A 14136-nucleotide genomic window follows, 5' to 3' on the forward strand; every position below is an offset into this window, starting at 1 on the left:
AGGAGTGTTGCCCGTAACGCTGGTCCGAGGCGTACGAGACCGAATTGGCTGGAGTGGTATATGGCACTCGGGAAAGCTTGGCGGTGAGACCTGAGCGGAAGCCGCTGGGTGATTGCACCGTAGTAGTTGGATGGTGACGCGTCAAAGGACTCGTTTGGCTGCGTTAGTCAGGCATCAGCACGCCTGCGCTAACGAGAGTTGCATTGTCCAGTAAGTTGACTATTGCCTGACGTCCGGACTCCGTCAGTTCTAGAGCCTCATCAACAAGGGTCGCACCTGCCACGTACTTCGCCAACCCTGAGCGAAGAATGTCATTGCATGCACCGTATTCGATGACCATCGGCACCCCGTCGACTTCCATTAGGCGGGGGAGGTTTGATCCGGGGGATATCATTACGCGATTCGCGATCGCGCTGGCTGCCAATGCGGCTGCCTGCCTGATCGAAGGATTGCTGCCGTCGAATGGGATTGGCGATAACTGACGGGGCTTTTGAATCTTGCTAAGCGGCCGAACGGGTACAGAACGCACGCTCGCGGCAAGCTCAAAGAAGAATCTGTTTGCGACACCTCGATCGCCCGGGGCGTCGGGACTGTGCAACTCGAAATCAATGCGCGCCAACGTTTCGTCTGACAATGCCACAGTCCCTTCGCCTCCGCCGGTGAGGTTAGTCAACGGGCCGGTCTTTAGATCCTGCCGACCGATTCGAAGAATCTCTTCGATTTCACGCGAATGGCACTCGAATTCACAGTCGTAAAACTCGACGATTGAGTAGTCGATGCTCTGCCCGAGCCGCTTGATCTGTCGGATTGTGTTGAGCTTGTGCGATACCGACGGACCATTCGCTTCAGTCTCATGATGGAAGATGCGCTGTCGATAGCCCTTGCCAATATAGAAGGGGGTGCCATCAGGTTTGGCCAGTTGGTAAACGTAGAAGCGGTCCGGATTTGCGGTTAAGAGAGCCGCTATAGCGTTTCGGTCCATGATTGGGTGGCCCTGAGTAAGTTCCGGCGCGCGCATAATGAAGGTCGTTCGCCCGACAGAGCGGAAGACGAGATCAGCCCTGCCTGGGGCTTGGCACCCCTGAACTACAAAGGGGCGATGAGCTTGGCCTCACGCTTTTCTTGTTGAGATTCTAGGGTAACTAGTTGACTTTCCAGTGCCGGCGCGCCGGTTCGAGAACTTCTCGCGAACCTTAGTAGGGACGGGTTCCCCGGCAATGCGGATAGGTGGGGCAGCCCCAGAAGTGCTGGCCATTTTGGCGATTGCGCTTCTGAAGCATGTTGCGGCCGCAGGTGGGGCAGGGCGGAGGGGGCGAGGGTGTGGAGAGCACAGTCTCGATTCGCGAGGAACGACCACCTGTGGTTGCGTTCGCACTCCCTTCGCGCTGAACCTCTCGCACGATTTCCAGAAGCCGTTCGCCCCGGATCAGTTCGATCGGTTTTCCTCGGGCAAACGCCGCTGCATCGGGCGTGAAGTCGCCAATGCACACGATGTGCACTGCATCGGCACCGTGGTGATGTGCCAGTCCCCACATCTCGCGCACCGTGGAAGCGCGCACCTGTCGCGTCCGCCATTGCTTGCACTGCACCAGTTCCTTGCGCCCCCCCATGCTGACAACCAGGTCGATTCCGCCGTCCTTGCCGCCAAGCCCGGTTTCCTCCACCAAATAGCCGCGGCGGCGAAATGCCTCGCCCACCAGCATCTCGAATTCGCGCCAGCTCATCTTGGCGAGGGTGTCGAGCCCGGTCTGGGTCTCCAGCAGTTGCTTACGCTTCTGGCTCCCCACGAATGAGACCAGTGCCGCCATCCAGCAGCCTGCTAGGAACATCCACGCGAGCGGCGCCAAAAGCCCGCCGAACTGCCGGACAAAAACGAACGCGATGATTCCAAGCGCTACCCCGACGTACCACGGAAGGGTTGCGATCTCATCCAGCAAACCGGTCTTGCGACGTGCCATTCCGACCTCCCCGTGCAGCCGCTGCAAACCATACCGGCGTTTACCGTGGAATGCCTGCCGTCTGATCTGCGACAATTTCGCCGCTCCGATCGCCCAGGGCGAACCAAACGCCACACGGACCGCGGCGGAGCATGGACGCGCCGGCAGACGCCGGCTTACTTACACATGGATTAGCAAAGGAGAGTGCTGTGTCGCAGAACCTTGTTTCCCTGAACTACACCGATGAGCAGATCGCCGCGGCGATGGCGGGCCTGCAGCAGATCGAGGCGGCGTTGCCGGGGCTGATTGCGATGGAGGCCGGTGAGCGTCGCGGGATGATGCTGTTGGGGCCGGTGTCGCAGCCGTTCGCCCGGCAGACGCTGCGCGTGCTGGACCAGAACCCGCAGATCGTGCCACCCAGTCTCAACGTGGCCGAGGCCCACGCCGACCTGGCCGCGTACGACAAGCTCACGCCGGTGTTCGAGCGCCTGCAGCGCCTTACCGCGCGCGTGGACGACACGCTCGCCGCGCTCGGCAGCGACGTGATGGATGTGGCGCTGGACGGCTACAACCAGATCAAGATGTCCGGCGGTGCGCACGGCCTGGAAGAGCTGCGCAAGGAGCTGAGCGGTCGCTTCGCCAAGAACCGCCGCAAGGTGGTGCAGCCGGCTTGATGCGACCGTTAGCGCTGTAGCCGACAGGCCGCCTTCGGGCGGCCTGTTTGTTTCGGGGTTTGGGCGGGACAGGCAGGGCGGGGGTTGGGGTCGCAGACGCTTCCGGAAGGGTCAATGACCCTTCAGTTGGGGGCGCGGACGCTTCCGGACGGATCAATGCCCCTTCGGATGAGGTTGCGGAGACTTCCGGAGCGGTCAATGACCCTTCCGTTTGGGTCGCGGACCCTTCCGTACGGGTCAATGATCCTTTGGTTGAGGTGTTGGACGCTCCCTGAGGGGTCGATGACCCTTCAGTTGAGGTCGCGGCCGCTTGTGGATGACCGAAGATCCTTTGGTTGAGGCCGCAAACCCCTCCTCAACAGCCCTCCTGTCTAAATCTCAACACTCCTGCTGAGCGAGCCAGCCGTATGTTCCATCGATCTTATAGATCCCCCACCTGTAGGGGTCACGCCGGGAGGGTCGCGGCTTGCCGGCCAGTTCTGGGTGCAATATCCGTTAGAGCCCACAGTGCCCATTCCATCTTCGGGTCGCGCTATTTCGGGCACTGTTCAGAGTATGGCTGCGCCCCGCACTGGAGCAGACTCATGGAAATTGACGGCAAGGTGAAAGCCATTATCGACCGGGTTCAGTCAGGTCAGCTCAATGACTATCTTCAAAAGCTAGATGGCACGGATTTCGGCTTGTACGTTCCAGTCTACGAAGACGAAGGGACAGTTCGATTGATGCTTGAGGGGTACTCTCAAACCGAGCGAAATCTCGTCGTTTCCGTTAGTAGAAATGATGGAAATGAAGACTCGGACGCGCTTCCTGTGGGTTGGGTAGGAAGAGTCACAGGGAAAGACTCCAGCTGCAAACATCGACCAACCAAGCCGGACACATGTAAGCATTGCACAGGCCATCAGGGTAGATGCAAGCACTGTACCCATAGGAAGAATGCGGCCGCGTTCTCACCATTTGAAGCGCCTGAATTGGACTATCACAAGACCGTCGAGCAAATGGAAGGCAAGAAGGAGCTACTTGATGCCCTTGCCGAGGAGCATCTGGGCCTCACTCTACTGCACGGGCACAGCGATCAATTTATGTTCACGAAACTCCCGGAAGGATATGTTTCCGTGGTCGCAGGCGGCCTAACGACATTCAGAAAAGAGTCCGATGTAGCGAAGGATCCCACATTCGTTCCCAACGCTTGGAGATCAATAAATGGTCAGTTGCGGGTGGCGGCAGGACACTCGCTGCAGTAGAAACTACTTCGCAGGGCGTCCATCGTTCTGATCGATTTCGGCCGGCTGCGCCTGCTGCCGCGCGAGCGGCGGGCATCAGTCCCCGAAAAGCCGCCCCCGGGCGGCTTTTCTTCTTAGGCCGGGTGGCGCGGACGTCCTCAGAAATCCCAGCGTCCGCTGATGGACACCGGCATTGAGACGCGACTACCGGTGTCGTTGATGGCCGCCAAACCGAGCCCGCCGATCGCGGAATCATCGTCGGCAAGATCGTCGATGTAGTTCACCCCTGCGGCGAGCGTCATGCTGAAGCTCTCGGTGAACGGGATCTGCACGCCGGCCTCGAGCCCGCCGCTCAGCGCCCAGCCCTTCTCATAGAACGCCGCATTGGGGATCGTGATCCCGGCGTCGGGAATCTCGAAGGTGGCCCGGATGACATCGGTCTCGGTCGCACCCAGTCGCGCCGCGAAGAACGGTTGGATTCGCCCGTCGTTGCCAAAGAATTGCCGGTAGCCGACCTCCCACGTGTAGGCGTCATAGCTCGAGAACTCGCCGAAGACGTCGAGCTCGGTATCGAGCGCCGGCACGTAGGCGGCACCCACGCGCACGCGACCCTCGTCGGCGCTGGTCTCCCTCGCCTGGAGGAAGACTTCGCTGCGGTCACTCAGTCCATAGCCCACTTCCAGGCCCAACGACCTGGCCGTGCCATAGATATCGTCGTGGCCGCGCGAGCGGATGCGCAGTTGCGCATCGACGCCGGCCAGTGCGGGGTTGAGCGGGCCCAGGTCGGGCACGTCCACGGTCGCACCGCCGTGCACGTCGCCGCTGAGCGGCTTGTCGACGCCGCCCAGCACGGACATGGAGAACCGACCGCTCTCGGGGCCGGCCAGGGCGGGGGAAGCCAGCGCACAGAGCGCGGTGCAAAGCAGCAGCTTGTTCATGAGGGTTTCTCCGGGTGGGTGATGCCGGGAATGGCAGCGATGCCGTGGCCAGGGCAACGGCATCGTGCCGGCGCAGGAGACGGTCTGGATCAGGGCATCAGCACGCGGTCGACGACATGCACGACGCCGTTCCCAGCGACGAGGTCGGTAGCGGTCACGGTGACTTTCCCGCCCTTGGCGTCGGTGAGCACAACGCGGTTGCCGTCGACGCTGGCGACCAGTTTGCCGCCCTGCACGGTGGTCAGTTCGGCCTTGCCGCCCGCGGCTTTGATCGTCGAAACCAGCGTGGCGGCGTCGACCGCGCCGGGCACCACGTGGTAGGTCAGGACGCCGGTCAGGGTGGCCTTGTTCTCGGGCTTGAGCAGGGTGTCGACGGTGCCGGCGGGCAGTGCGTCGAACGCAGCGTTGGTCGGCCCGAAGACGGTGAACGGGCCAGTCGAGGACAGGGTGCCGGCTAGGCCGGCCGCCTTGACCGCAGCGACGAGGGTGGTGTGGTCGGGCGAGCTGACGGCGACGTCGACCACGGTCGACTGTTTGGCCGGAGCGGCGGCGCTGGCGGTGCCGGCATGGGCTGTGGACGCCAGCGGCGCGAGCAGGGCGAGCGAAAGAGCCAGAGCAATGCGATGGGAATTCATGGTGTGCCTCGTGCGGGATGGGAGGTTGGCTGCATGAGCAGCAAAGCCTGTTACGCCGGATGGGGCGACTCGGATGCATCCTGCGGTCGGCGCGGCTGTCAGCTGACGCCGCGCGGCCATTTCACCGGTGTAAAATTTCCGGACCCTTTCCCCGAGCCGCCGAACATGCGTCCAAATTCCCTCGTGCTGGCGGTGGCTGTGGCGGTGGTTCTGGGTGCCTGTGGCGGCGATCGCAACGGGGCCAGCGATGTCGCAGGCGCGGCACCGGACGCCGCGGTCCCCGTCGGTGCCGCGGAGGGGAGGGTTGCAGAGCCCGCGGCCGTCCCCGCTGTCCTTCCCGGCTGGTTCCCCGCGGACGTCTACCTGCCCGGGGACCATGGGGTCGCCGAGGTCAACGAAGGCGACCACGCGGTCGAACTGCGGACCCGCGGTGAGGTGATCGCCATTGCCGAGCAGGCGCGGGCCGCGATGCTGGCCGCCGGCTGGACCGAGAACCACTATTCGCCGGTCGACACGCGCGGCGGCGCGAGCATGTACTACCGCAAGGGCGGCCGCAGTGCGACATTGGCAATGGCCTGGGGCGGCAGCGACCAGGTCCGGGTGATGTACAACTTCGCCACCGTGGGTGGGTCGCGCTGACGCCCCTTGGGGCGAGGGGTTCAGAGCTGGCGAGGGCGCTCAATGCTCGTGCAAGGCTCTACAACGCCGGCAAGAGGTCGCGGGTGAGCAACTGGAACGTCAGCAAATGCGGCTGCCGTTCGTTGTAGTTGGTGGTGGTGATCACCACCACGGCGCGTTTCTCGGGCAGCAGGAACACCGCGTTCCCTCCCGTGCCGGCCATCACGGGGCTGGTGATGGTCGAGTCGTCGGACGGAATCTTCATCAGCCACCACAGGTACCCGTAGTCGGCGTCGTCGCGCGCGGTCACCTGTGCGGAGAGCGAACGGCGGACCCACTCGGCTGGAATGAGCTGCTTGCCACCGTAACGACCACCGTCCAGGTACAACTGGCCGAGCTTCCACAGGTCGCGGGTTCGCAGGCCCAGGCCGCCTCCGGCCTGGGCGAGCCCCAGTGGGGAGAACTGCCACTCGGCCGCCTGGATGCCCAGGGGATCGAACAACCGGCGTTGCGCATAGGCCTGCAAGGGTTCGTGCACGGCGCCCTGGATGACTTCGCCCAGCGTGGTCACGCCCGCCGTGCAATAGCGAAAGCTGCGCCCGTGCGGCGAGTCGGCGGGTTTCGGCATCCATGCGGGGAAGCCCTGCACGGGCAGGTCCGCATAGAACTGCACCCAGTCCTCGATGAGGTACATGCGCTCTTCGTTGCCGCGCGAGAATTCGTTGTCGTCATTGCATTCGACCTGCGAGGACATCGTCAGCAAGTCCTCGACGGTGATCGCGTCCTTGCGCGGATCCGGGTTGAGCATGCGTGCGCGCCGCTGCGGCGGTAACAGGTCGAAGATCAGGGAGTCGCTCGACATGCGTCCGTCGGCGACCGCCAGTCCCGCCAGCATGCCGGCCACGGTCTTCGTCGCCGAGCGCGTGTTGTGGCGCGTGTTCGGGCCGGATGCATTGAAATAGTGCTCGTACACCACCTTGCCGTCCTGCGCGACCAAGATGCTGGTAATGGCCTTGTAATCGCCCTGTTCGACGGCCTTCTGGGCCTGTGCGAAGCGGCCGGTTTGTGCCGTCGCGGCGAAGGATGCCGCGGCTAGGGTGAAGCAGAGTAGTGCACGGTGCATGGAGATTCCTTGTGCGTGATCGTGTGTCCGATTGCGATGGAGCCTAGCAGCGCGGCATCGGGGCGGAGTCGGGCATCCGACGAAACCCGCGCACAGCCGACGAAACGGCAAGGAATGGCGCCGAAATCAGGCGGGCTCACGTGAGGCGAGAGGGCCCATCCGGCCCTTGGCCTTCGCAGGAGCCGAAGGCTCATTACAATCACCCCCAGCCGACCGGCGACTTGGGTCGTGCTCAAAGGGGACATCGCTAGCATTCACTCCGCGCGTCACTGCGTTCCCGTGGCGTGTCGCTGTGCGGACGGCGTTCCCCGCTTGAACTTTTCACATTGAAGGACCCGAAGCGATGCGCCGACTCCTGCTGACCAGCCTCCTCCTGAGCCTCCCCGTTGCCGCCAAGGAGCAGCCCCAGTTGCCCTCTCAGCTGGCGGCGACGCACGGCTATGTTCATGTGGCCTTCCCCAAGGGCGGCGCTCAGGTGCTGACGGTGAAGCCGGTGGGGAAGGGCAAGCCGCAGCGGCTGGATACGTCAGCGGCCGCGGTTGCTGTAGGCAATGCACAGGCCTTCGGCAAGTGGTTGCCGTCCGGGCGCTACAAGGTGGCGCAGTGGGGCCTGCTGAATTGGAGCGAGGGGCCGGAGTTTGAGGTGCAGGCTGGACGCGTGACGGACCTGGGGGATCTGGCAGCGTTTGACGTGGGTGGTTATGCGACCGTGCTGGTGCCGTTGGTCCATGAGGAACACGCAGGAGGTTTGCAGGCGGCAACGCAGTCGTTCGCTCCGCTGTTGAAGGACCCCGCACCCATCACGGCCGGCATCACGCAGGTGCAGCCGCCGATCAACACCAACCAGGGCACCACCGGGCTGGGATTGGTCGCCGACCTGTTGATGGCCTATGACCGCAAGGTCAACAAGCCGTCCACGCGCGAGGCGTTGAAAAAGGCGAAGGACCCGGCGGAGTTCGTGCAACTCGCCCGTGCGGTCACGGTGCCGCTGCAGGACGAGCCCGCGCGCCTGTCCGACGGCACGCTGCTGTTCCCGGCGGACCTGGGCCAGGTGCGCAAGCGCACGCCGGCCGGCGAATGGAGCAGCGTGGGCATCGACACGTTGCGGCAGATCCTGTCGGTGGAAGCGGTGGATGGCCGCCTGCTCACTGGCAGCGACGACGGCCGCGTGCGCGAGAGCCGCGACGCGGGTGCCACCTGGACGGAGCTGAAGGCGTTTGCGCGCAACGAGGCCGTTGTGGACATCGACCACGCCGGCGGCACATGGGTGCTGACCACCACCCAGACCTTTGACGATCCCAATGCGGAGCGCGGGGGCGGACTGATCGCCGCCGCGAAGGGCACGCCTTCGATCCGCATGCGCGTGTATACCGGCACGGGCGCTGACCTGGGCGACTTGGCGGTGTCGAAGGAGTTCGTGATTGCGCCCAAGGACCAGATTGGGTGGCTAGGTGCACGCGGCCAACTCGTCGACGGCCAGTATTACGTGATGGCGGGTAATGGGCTGCAGCGCCTGGACTTGGTCGGCGGGCAGTGGGCGACGATCACACCGGGGGAGCGGATCTCCTCGCATCGCGTCGACGTCACCAGCGGGGTGATCACGGCGCTGTGGAGCCAGGGTGCGTTCTCCAAGGTCTATGTCTCCTCCGACAAGGGCACCACCTGGGCCGCGATCGGTCGACCGCCCTACATCATCTTCGACGTGCAGATGGACGGGCTGGACAAGGGCTGGGCGAGTCGCCTCAACCCCGGCGCGTTCAGCAGCACGTGGGAAACCTACAGCTACTCGCCAACGACGAAGGACTGGGCGCGTTCCGGTGAGGCTCCGTTCCAATGCAGGCTGTTGCGCGTTTCCCCCGACTATCCGACCTTCTGCCTCACGCCGGATGCCAGCGTGCTGTCAATGCGCGAGGGCAAGTGGGAAGTGGAGTTTTCGGGTAGCTGAGGCTTGACGGAGAGCGAAGGGCACATCGCTGGGACATGACGGCGGGGCCTTGGCCGGTTGAGCGTGCCCCGACGGCGATGGGGCACTGGCCCCATCTGAATCGTGCCGGAGGTGAGCGGTCCCTGCCGCTTCCGGCTTCAGAACGGACACACCATGGGGTCGGGCGCGTCGACGCGCAGCTGGCCACCTGCCGGAATCATGAAGGTGGCGTAGACCACTACGTCCGCAGTCCCTTCGTTGCGCGCGTTGTGCACGTGGTCGCCCGGGTCGAGGAACGCGCTGCCGAGTTCGTAGTCAGTTCCGGTGCAAGTGGCGTCATCAGCGTCGTACAGGGTCAGCGTGCCTTCTGCCACCACGACCCACACCGGCCCACCGTGGCGATGCCAGCCAAAGTAACCGCCAGGGGCCACGGTGTAGCGGATCGCCACGATCTGCGCCACGTCAGTGCCGTTTTCGAAGCCGCCCATGCCATCGGCCTTGAACTTGGCGCGGACGGCCTCCGGCAGCTCGCCGAGGGCCAGCACCTGGGGTGTGACGCTTGAGCCTGGCGTGGCCAGGACCGGGCAGGCGACGGCCATGCCGAGCGCCAGGGCGCCGCAGATCAGGGCGGCGTAACGGGTGCGTCGGGGCGGCTGCACGCCGGCAACGGGTGTGGAATGCGCGTTCATCAGGTGCTCTCCCTATGGATGGAGCAGGCGATTGCGGGTGCTCCAAGGCTTGCACCGTCGCAGGCGTGCTGCATGAAGCCACGATCAACTTTCAATGAAGATTGCGGGGAGGTGGGATACGCTGGGCCGGCGCGGGCAACCGGCGACGCTGGGCGTGACGATGGCCGATGCAACGACGGCGGGCACCCCGCCGCAGGTGATCTTCGAGTTCGCTGACCTGACGCTGGACACGCGGCAGCGCGCGGTGTTTCGCGGCCTCACCCGCCTTCCGATGCCCCGGCTCACCTACGAGCTGCTGCTGGCCTTGGTGGAGGCCGCACCGGCGCTCCTTACCCATGAAGACCTGGCTGCGCGAGTCTGGCGCGGCCGCCTGCTGTCACCGGAAACACTGAGCCAACGCGTGTTGCTGCTGCGGCGTGCGCTGGATGACAACGCGGAGCGTTCGCGCTACCTCCGTGGGGTGCGCGGGATGGGCTACCAGTTGGTGCCCGCGGTCAGGGTGCGTCCGTGTGGGGGCAGGCGGCCTGCGGTGGTGACAGCTGCGTCTGCGCGGGGTGAGGCTGATGCGGACTCCGGAGACACCCTCGAACTGGCCCTGCCGACGCAGCCGTCGATCGTGATCCTGCCCTTCGCCACCGATGGCGATGCCGAGCACGTCAACTTGGCGCGTGGGCTGACCCACGACGTCATGACCCGCATCGCGCGAACCCGTTCGTTCTTCGTGATTGCCCGCGGCACGGCCTTCAGTTTTGCCCCGGGTTTACATGACGCACGCGAGGTTTCCCGCAAGCTGGGCGTCCGCTACGTGGTGCAGGGCAACATCCAGTTCTCCAGAACCGGGTTGCGTGTGCACGCCGCGCTGGCCGACGCGACCCAGGGGCGGGAGCTGTGGGCAGAGGGCTTCCAGTGCGGTCTGGACTATATGTTCGAGACGCAGGAGCAGATCACCGACCAGATCGTCAGTTCGATCTCCAACGAGGTGGAAATGGCAGAGCAGCAGCGGGCGTTGTTGGAGACGCCGGCGAACCTGGACGCATGGAGCGCCTACCACCGGGGCTATTGGCACATGTACCGGTTCAACGCCGCGGACTTCGAGGAAGCCCGCCGGTGCTTCGAGCTCTCGGCGCGACTTGATCCTAATCTGTCGCGCACCTATGCCTGCCTGTCGTTCGTGCACTGGCAGCGGGCGTTCCTCGAGCTCTCGGGGGATCGAAAGGGCGAGCTGCAGCGGTCGTTGGAGCTGGCGCAGCAGAGCGTTTCCCTCAATCCGCGCGACCCGCTGGGTCATTGGGCGTTGGGGCGCGTGCACCTGCTGCAGGGTGACATGGATGACGCACTGGGTGAGCTGCGCAGCAGCACGGCGCTGAACCCCAGCTTCGCCGTGGGCCAGTACACGCTTGGGTTTGCCCTGATGCAGGCGGGCGATACGGTGCACAGCATCGAGCGGGCGGACAAGGCATTGCGCCTGAGCCCGTACGACCCGATGGGCTCGGCGATGATGGGCGTGCGCGCCTTCAGCCTGGCGTTGCGGGGCGATTACCGACAGTCAGCGCAGCTGATGTCGCGTGGGGTGCGTCTGCCCAACGCGCACTATCACCTGGTGGCGATGGCCGCGGTGTGCGAGGTGTTGGCGGGGAATGACGATGCTGCGCGGGCGCATTTCGCCCGGGTGCGTGAGGCCAAGCCGGCGTATGGCGTGGCGGATTTCCTTCGTGCGTTCCAGTTCCAGCAGCCGGAGCATACGAGGCTGATTGGGAAGGCGTTTGGGAGATTGGGGCGGTTGGCGGGTTGACACGGCATCCGTCGGGGCGGCCAGCCCCATTCAATTGCCTTGCTAGTCGTCCTTTGCCCTCGCTCACAGGGAGCGCTATGCAGTAGTGCTGTCGGATGCGACCAATTTCACGCTTTTTTTGCGTATCCGAACCTTAGCTGAAGGCGTGTTCCTGCGTTACACCAAAACGCCGCTATATTCCCGGGACCCCAAACAAAGGAGAGTTGGCATGTTCTTGACCAAGCAACACCTCGTGATGGCGCGTACGCTCGGCGTGGCGATCGTTGCCTCTGTGGGCCTTTCCGCCTGCGCCACCTACAAGGACGAGTTTGCAGGGATCAACTCGCGCTTGGATCAGCTCGACGCGAAGGTGCAGAGCGCGGCCCAGAGTGCCGACGCCGCCAATCAGTCCGCGCAGCAGGCCAACCAGCGCCTGGATCAGATTGAAGGCCGCGTCCAGAATCTTGAATCCTCGCCGCGCCGCGTGCCGCGCGGCTGATCGCGCTTGAAGCATGACCCGGTGGCCTTTGCGGGCCACCGGGTTCTTCTCACTACCCAGTCTTCGTTCCAATGAACTTTCCCATCAGAACTCGCATGCACCCTGCGACTTGGGCCGCGCATGCCGCGCTGGCGCTGGCGATGACATTCGCGAGCTTCGACGCGGCCAGCGCCGAAGATGCCGTCGCGCAACCGGTCTCTGCTGTCGACCAGCTTCCGCGAGGCCAAAAGGTTTCCAAGACGGTGATTGAACTCGCGGGCTGGGTTGTCGGCGCTAAGGACACCCAAGGCTATCCGTTCGCCGTCATCGACAAGGCCGCCGCACAGATCCTGGTGTTCGGCGGCGACGGTCGGCTTCGCGGCGCGGCCCCTGGGCTTTTTGGCTCGGCAGTTGGCGATCACACGGCCCCCGGCATCGCCGGCCTCGCGCTTCGCGAGATCCCGGGCAAGGATCGCACGACGCCCGCGGGTCGCTACGTGGGCGGCTTCGGTCCGTCAATCGACGCTGGGCGCGTGCTGTGGGTGGACTACGATTCCGCGGTCTCCATCCACCCTACCGCCAACGTCCCGGGCGAGAAACGCGCCGAACGCCTTGCATCGCGTTCGCCGGACGACAACCGCGTCACTCATGGCTGCATCAACGTCGCGCCCGACTTCTACGAGCAGGTCCTCCGACCGACGTTCAAGCGCGGCGGGGTGTTCTACATCTTGCCGGACAAGGCATCGCTGGCGGAGACCTTCCCGGAGTTCGCGCAAAGTCGCGACTAAGCAGCGCAACGAGGGAAGGCGCGGAGGGCGCGCGCAAGTAATTCGGCGGCAATGCGACGCTCCATTGGGCTCGGTTTAGCTGGCTTGGTTGGGGCCGTCCGCGTACACCCTACGGGTGAAAGCCGGGATTGCCACATCTTCACAATCCATCAACGTCTGCCAGCGTCATCATGGCCCGGCAAGAAGGCCGCTGTATTTCCGTACCCCCGACGAAGGAGAATTGGCATGTTTCCGAACAAGCAACATCTGGTGATGGCGCGTACGTTCGCCGTGGCGATCGTCGCCACCCTGGGACTGTCCGCCTGCGCTACCTACGACGACGAGTTTGCAGGGATCAACTCACGCCTCGATCAGCTCGACTCGAAGGTGCAGAGCGCGGCCCAGAGCGCCGAATCCGCCAACCAGTCCGCGCAGCAGGCCAACCAGCGCCTGGATCAGATTGAAGGCCGCGTCCAGAGGCTCGAATCGTCGCCGCGTCGCGTGCCCCGCGGTTAATCGCTCTTGCGCAATTCGCGACGAGCGGCTTGAACCGTGACCGGTGGCCTGCTGGCCACCGGTCTCCTTGCCTTCATCCAGTCTTCGTTTCAAGGAATCGTCCCATCCGTACGCTCACACACCCCGCGATCCGAGTTGCTTATGGCGCGCTGGCGATGGCGCTTGCGTTCGTGAGCGTCGGCGTGGCCAGCGCCGAGGATTCTGCCGAGAAGCCGGTGGCTGCGGTCGACCAGCTTCCACCCAGCCAAGAAGTGTCCGACACGGTGACCGAACTCGCGGGCTGGGTTGTCGCCACCGAGGACAGCCAAGGCTATCCGTTCGCGGTCATAGACAAGGCTGCCGCACAAGTTCTGGTGTTCGGGGGCGACGGCCGGCTTCGTGGCGCTGCACCTGGGCTCTTTGGCTCGGCGGTGGGCGATCACATAGCCCCGGGCGTCGCCGGTCTCGCTCTTCGCGAGATTCCGGGCCGGGATCGCACCACGCCTGCTGGTCGTTTTGTGGGCGGTTACGGTCCGTCAATCGACGCTGGACGCGTGCTGTGGGTGGACTACGATTCCGCAGTTTCCATCCACCCTACCGCTAACGTCCCGGCCGAGAGACGCCCCGAACGGCTTGCATCGCCTACGCCGGACGACAACCGCGTCACTCATGGCTGCATCAACGTCTCCCCAGAGTTCTACGAGCAGATCATCCGTCCAACGTTCGAGCGGGGCGGGGTGTTCTACGTCTTGCCGGACAAGGCATCGCTAGCGGAGACCTTCCCGGAGTTCGTGCAAAGTCGCGCGACTACGCAACGTGACGAGGGTAGAGACGCACGGTCCGCCCGCCAGTGAGACGCTGCGTCGG

Annotated in this window: 15 protein-coding genes; 9 read left to right on the top strand and 6 right to left on the bottom strand. The window is 64.3% G+C overall.

Annotated elements, in window-relative coordinates:
- Positions 1–163: 163 nt before the first annotated feature.
- Complete coding sequence (locus AC3ARF_RS05690; protein WP_498931074.1) at positions 164–982, bottom strand: GIY-YIG nuclease family protein; 819 nt, start codon at positions 980–982, stop codon at positions 164–166.
- A gap of 211 nt (positions 983–1193) precedes the next feature.
- Positions 1194–1958 (bottom strand): restriction endonuclease, encoded by a 765-nt coding sequence (locus AC3ARF_RS05695; protein ID WP_498931076.1) that lies wholly within the window; start codon positions 1956–1958, stop codon positions 1194–1196.
- Positions 1959–2146: 188 nt separating this feature from the next.
- Between AC3ARF_RS05695 and AC3ARF_RS05700 the strand changes: the two genes are divergently transcribed.
- Complete coding sequence (locus AC3ARF_RS05700) at positions 2147–2611, top strand: hypothetical protein (RefSeq protein WP_498931078.1); 465 nt, start codon at positions 2147–2149, stop codon at positions 2609–2611.
- A 584-nt stretch (positions 2612–3195) separates the two neighbouring features.
- A complete protein-coding gene (locus AC3ARF_RS05705; RefSeq protein WP_498931080.1) occupies positions 3196–3852 on the top strand; it encodes a hypothetical protein in 657 nt (218 codons plus the stop codon).
- Positions 3853–3989: 137 nt separating this feature from the next.
- On the opposite strand, the gene AC3ARF_RS05710 is transcribed toward AC3ARF_RS05705, so the two are convergent.
- Positions 3990–4769 (bottom strand): hypothetical protein, encoded by a 780-nt coding sequence (locus AC3ARF_RS05710; protein ID WP_498931082.1) that lies wholly within the window; start codon positions 4767–4769, stop codon positions 3990–3992.
- Between the two features lie 89 nt (positions 4770–4858).
- Entirely contained in the window at positions 4859–5404 is a 546-nt protein-coding gene (locus AC3ARF_RS05715; protein ID WP_498931084.1) for a fasciclin domain-containing protein, read from the bottom strand.
- Between the two features lie 165 nt (positions 5405–5569).
- Here AC3ARF_RS05715 and AC3ARF_RS05720 point away from each other — a divergent pair, with 165 nt between their 5' ends.
- Positions 5570–6043 (top strand): hypothetical protein, encoded by a 474-nt coding sequence (locus tag AC3ARF_RS05720; protein WP_498931085.1) that lies wholly within the window; start codon positions 5570–5572, stop codon positions 6041–6043.
- Positions 6044–6101: 58 nt separating this feature from the next.
- On the opposite strand, the gene AC3ARF_RS05725 is transcribed toward AC3ARF_RS05720, so the two are convergent.
- Complete coding sequence (locus tag AC3ARF_RS05725; RefSeq protein ID WP_498931086.1) at positions 6102–7145, bottom strand: serine hydrolase domain-containing protein; 1044 nt, start codon at positions 7143–7145, stop codon at positions 6102–6104.
- Positions 7146–7488: 343 nt separating this feature from the next.
- On the opposite strand from AC3ARF_RS05725, the gene AC3ARF_RS05730 reads away from it, so the two are divergent.
- Entirely contained in the window at positions 7489–9090 is a 1602-nt protein-coding gene (locus AC3ARF_RS05730; RefSeq protein ID WP_498931088.1) for a hypothetical protein, read from the top strand.
- Positions 9091–9227: 137 nt separating this feature from the next.
- Here the strand turns inward: AC3ARF_RS05730 and AC3ARF_RS05735 are convergent, their stop codons facing one another.
- Positions 9228–9758, bottom strand: coding sequence for a cupin domain-containing protein (locus AC3ARF_RS05735; RefSeq protein WP_498931090.1), 531 nt, complete (start codon positions 9756–9758; stop codon positions 9228–9230).
- 94 nt (positions 9759–9852) lie between these two features.
- Between AC3ARF_RS05735 and AC3ARF_RS05740 the strand changes: the two genes are divergently transcribed.
- The 5 genes from AC3ARF_RS05740 (at position 9853) to AC3ARF_RS05760 (ending at position 14123) form a co-directional block, all read left to right on the top strand.
- The gene (locus AC3ARF_RS05740; protein ID WP_498931092.1) at positions 9853–11550 is read left to right on the top strand and encodes a winged helix-turn-helix domain-containing tetratricopeptide repeat protein; all 1698 of its coding nucleotides are present in this window, start codon (positions 9853–9855) and stop codon (positions 11548–11550) included.
- A 208-nt stretch (positions 11551–11758) separates the two neighbouring features.
- The gene (locus AC3ARF_RS05745; protein WP_498931094.1) at positions 11759–12028 is read left to right on the top strand and encodes a hypothetical protein; all 270 of its coding nucleotides are present in this window, start codon (positions 11759–11761) and stop codon (positions 12026–12028) included.
- A gap of 140 nt (positions 12029–12168) precedes the next feature.
- The gene (locus AC3ARF_RS05750; protein WP_498931771.1) at positions 12169–12795 is read left to right on the top strand and encodes a hypothetical protein; all 627 of its coding nucleotides are present in this window, start codon (positions 12169–12171) and stop codon (positions 12793–12795) included.
- A gap of 225 nt (positions 12796–13020) precedes the next feature.
- Positions 13021–13290: a hypothetical protein gene (locus tag AC3ARF_RS05755; protein ID WP_498931096.1), complete on the top strand. Its 270-nt coding sequence runs from the start codon at positions 13021–13023 to the stop codon at positions 13288–13290.
- 155 nt (positions 13291–13445) lie between these two features.
- A complete protein-coding gene (locus AC3ARF_RS05760; RefSeq protein ID WP_498931098.1) occupies positions 13446–14123 on the top strand; it encodes a hypothetical protein in 678 nt (225 codons plus the stop codon).
- The last annotated feature ends 13 nt before the right edge of the window (positions 14124–14136 follow it).

The organism is Lysobacter sp. KACC 24251 (assembly GCF_057747755.1).

What these genes read in the sequence shown, in the direction of transcription:
- AC3ARF_RS05690 (WP_498931074.1), bottom strand. Translation starts at nt 982, where the DNA reads ATGGACCGAAACGCTATAGCGGCTCTCTTAACCGCAAATCCGGACCGC.
- AC3ARF_RS05695 (WP_498931076.1), bottom strand. Translation starts at nt 1,958, where the DNA reads ATGGCACGTCGCAAGACCGGTTTGCTGGATGAGATCGCAACCCTTCCG.
- AC3ARF_RS05705 (WP_498931080.1), top strand. Translation starts at nt 3,196, where the DNA reads ATGGAAATTGACGGCAAGGTGAAAGCCATTATCGACCGGGTTCAGTCA.
- AC3ARF_RS05710 (WP_498931082.1), bottom strand. Translation starts at nt 4,769, where the DNA reads ATGAACAAGCTGCTGCTTTGCACCGCGCTCTGTGCGCTGGCTTCCCCC.
- AC3ARF_RS05715 (WP_498931084.1), bottom strand. Translation starts at nt 5,404, where the DNA reads ATGAATTCCCATCGCATTGCTCTGGCTCTTTCGCTCGCCCTGCTCGCG.
- AC3ARF_RS05720 (WP_498931085.1), top strand. Translation starts at nt 5,570, where the DNA reads ATGCGTCCAAATTCCCTCGTGCTGGCGGTGGCTGTGGCGGTGGTTCTG.
- AC3ARF_RS05725 (WP_498931086.1), bottom strand. Translation starts at nt 7,145, where the DNA reads ATGCACCGTGCACTACTCTGCTTCACCCTAGCCGCGGCATCCTTCGCC.
- AC3ARF_RS05730 (WP_498931088.1), top strand. Translation starts at nt 7,489, where the DNA reads ATGCGCCGACTCCTGCTGACCAGCCTCCTCCTGAGCCTCCCCGTTGCC.
- AC3ARF_RS05735 (WP_498931090.1), bottom strand. Translation starts at nt 9,758, where the DNA reads ATGAACGCGCATTCCACACCCGTTGCCGGCGTGCAGCCGCCCCGACGC.
- AC3ARF_RS05740 (WP_498931092.1), top strand. Translation starts at nt 9,853, where the DNA reads ATGAAGATTGCGGGGAGGTGGGATACGCTGGGCCGGCGCGGGCAACCG.
- AC3ARF_RS05745 (WP_498931094.1), top strand. Translation starts at nt 11,759, where the DNA reads ATGTTCTTGACCAAGCAACACCTCGTGATGGCGCGTACGCTCGGCGTG.
- AC3ARF_RS05750 (WP_498931771.1), top strand. Translation starts at nt 12,169, where the DNA reads ATGACATTCGCGAGCTTCGACGCGGCCAGCGCCGAAGATGCCGTCGCG.
- AC3ARF_RS05755 (WP_498931096.1), top strand. Translation starts at nt 13,021, where the DNA reads ATGTTTCCGAACAAGCAACATCTGGTGATGGCGCGTACGTTCGCCGTG.
- AC3ARF_RS05760 (WP_498931098.1), top strand. Translation starts at nt 13,446, where the DNA reads ATGGCGCTTGCGTTCGTGAGCGTCGGCGTGGCCAGCGCCGAGGATTCT.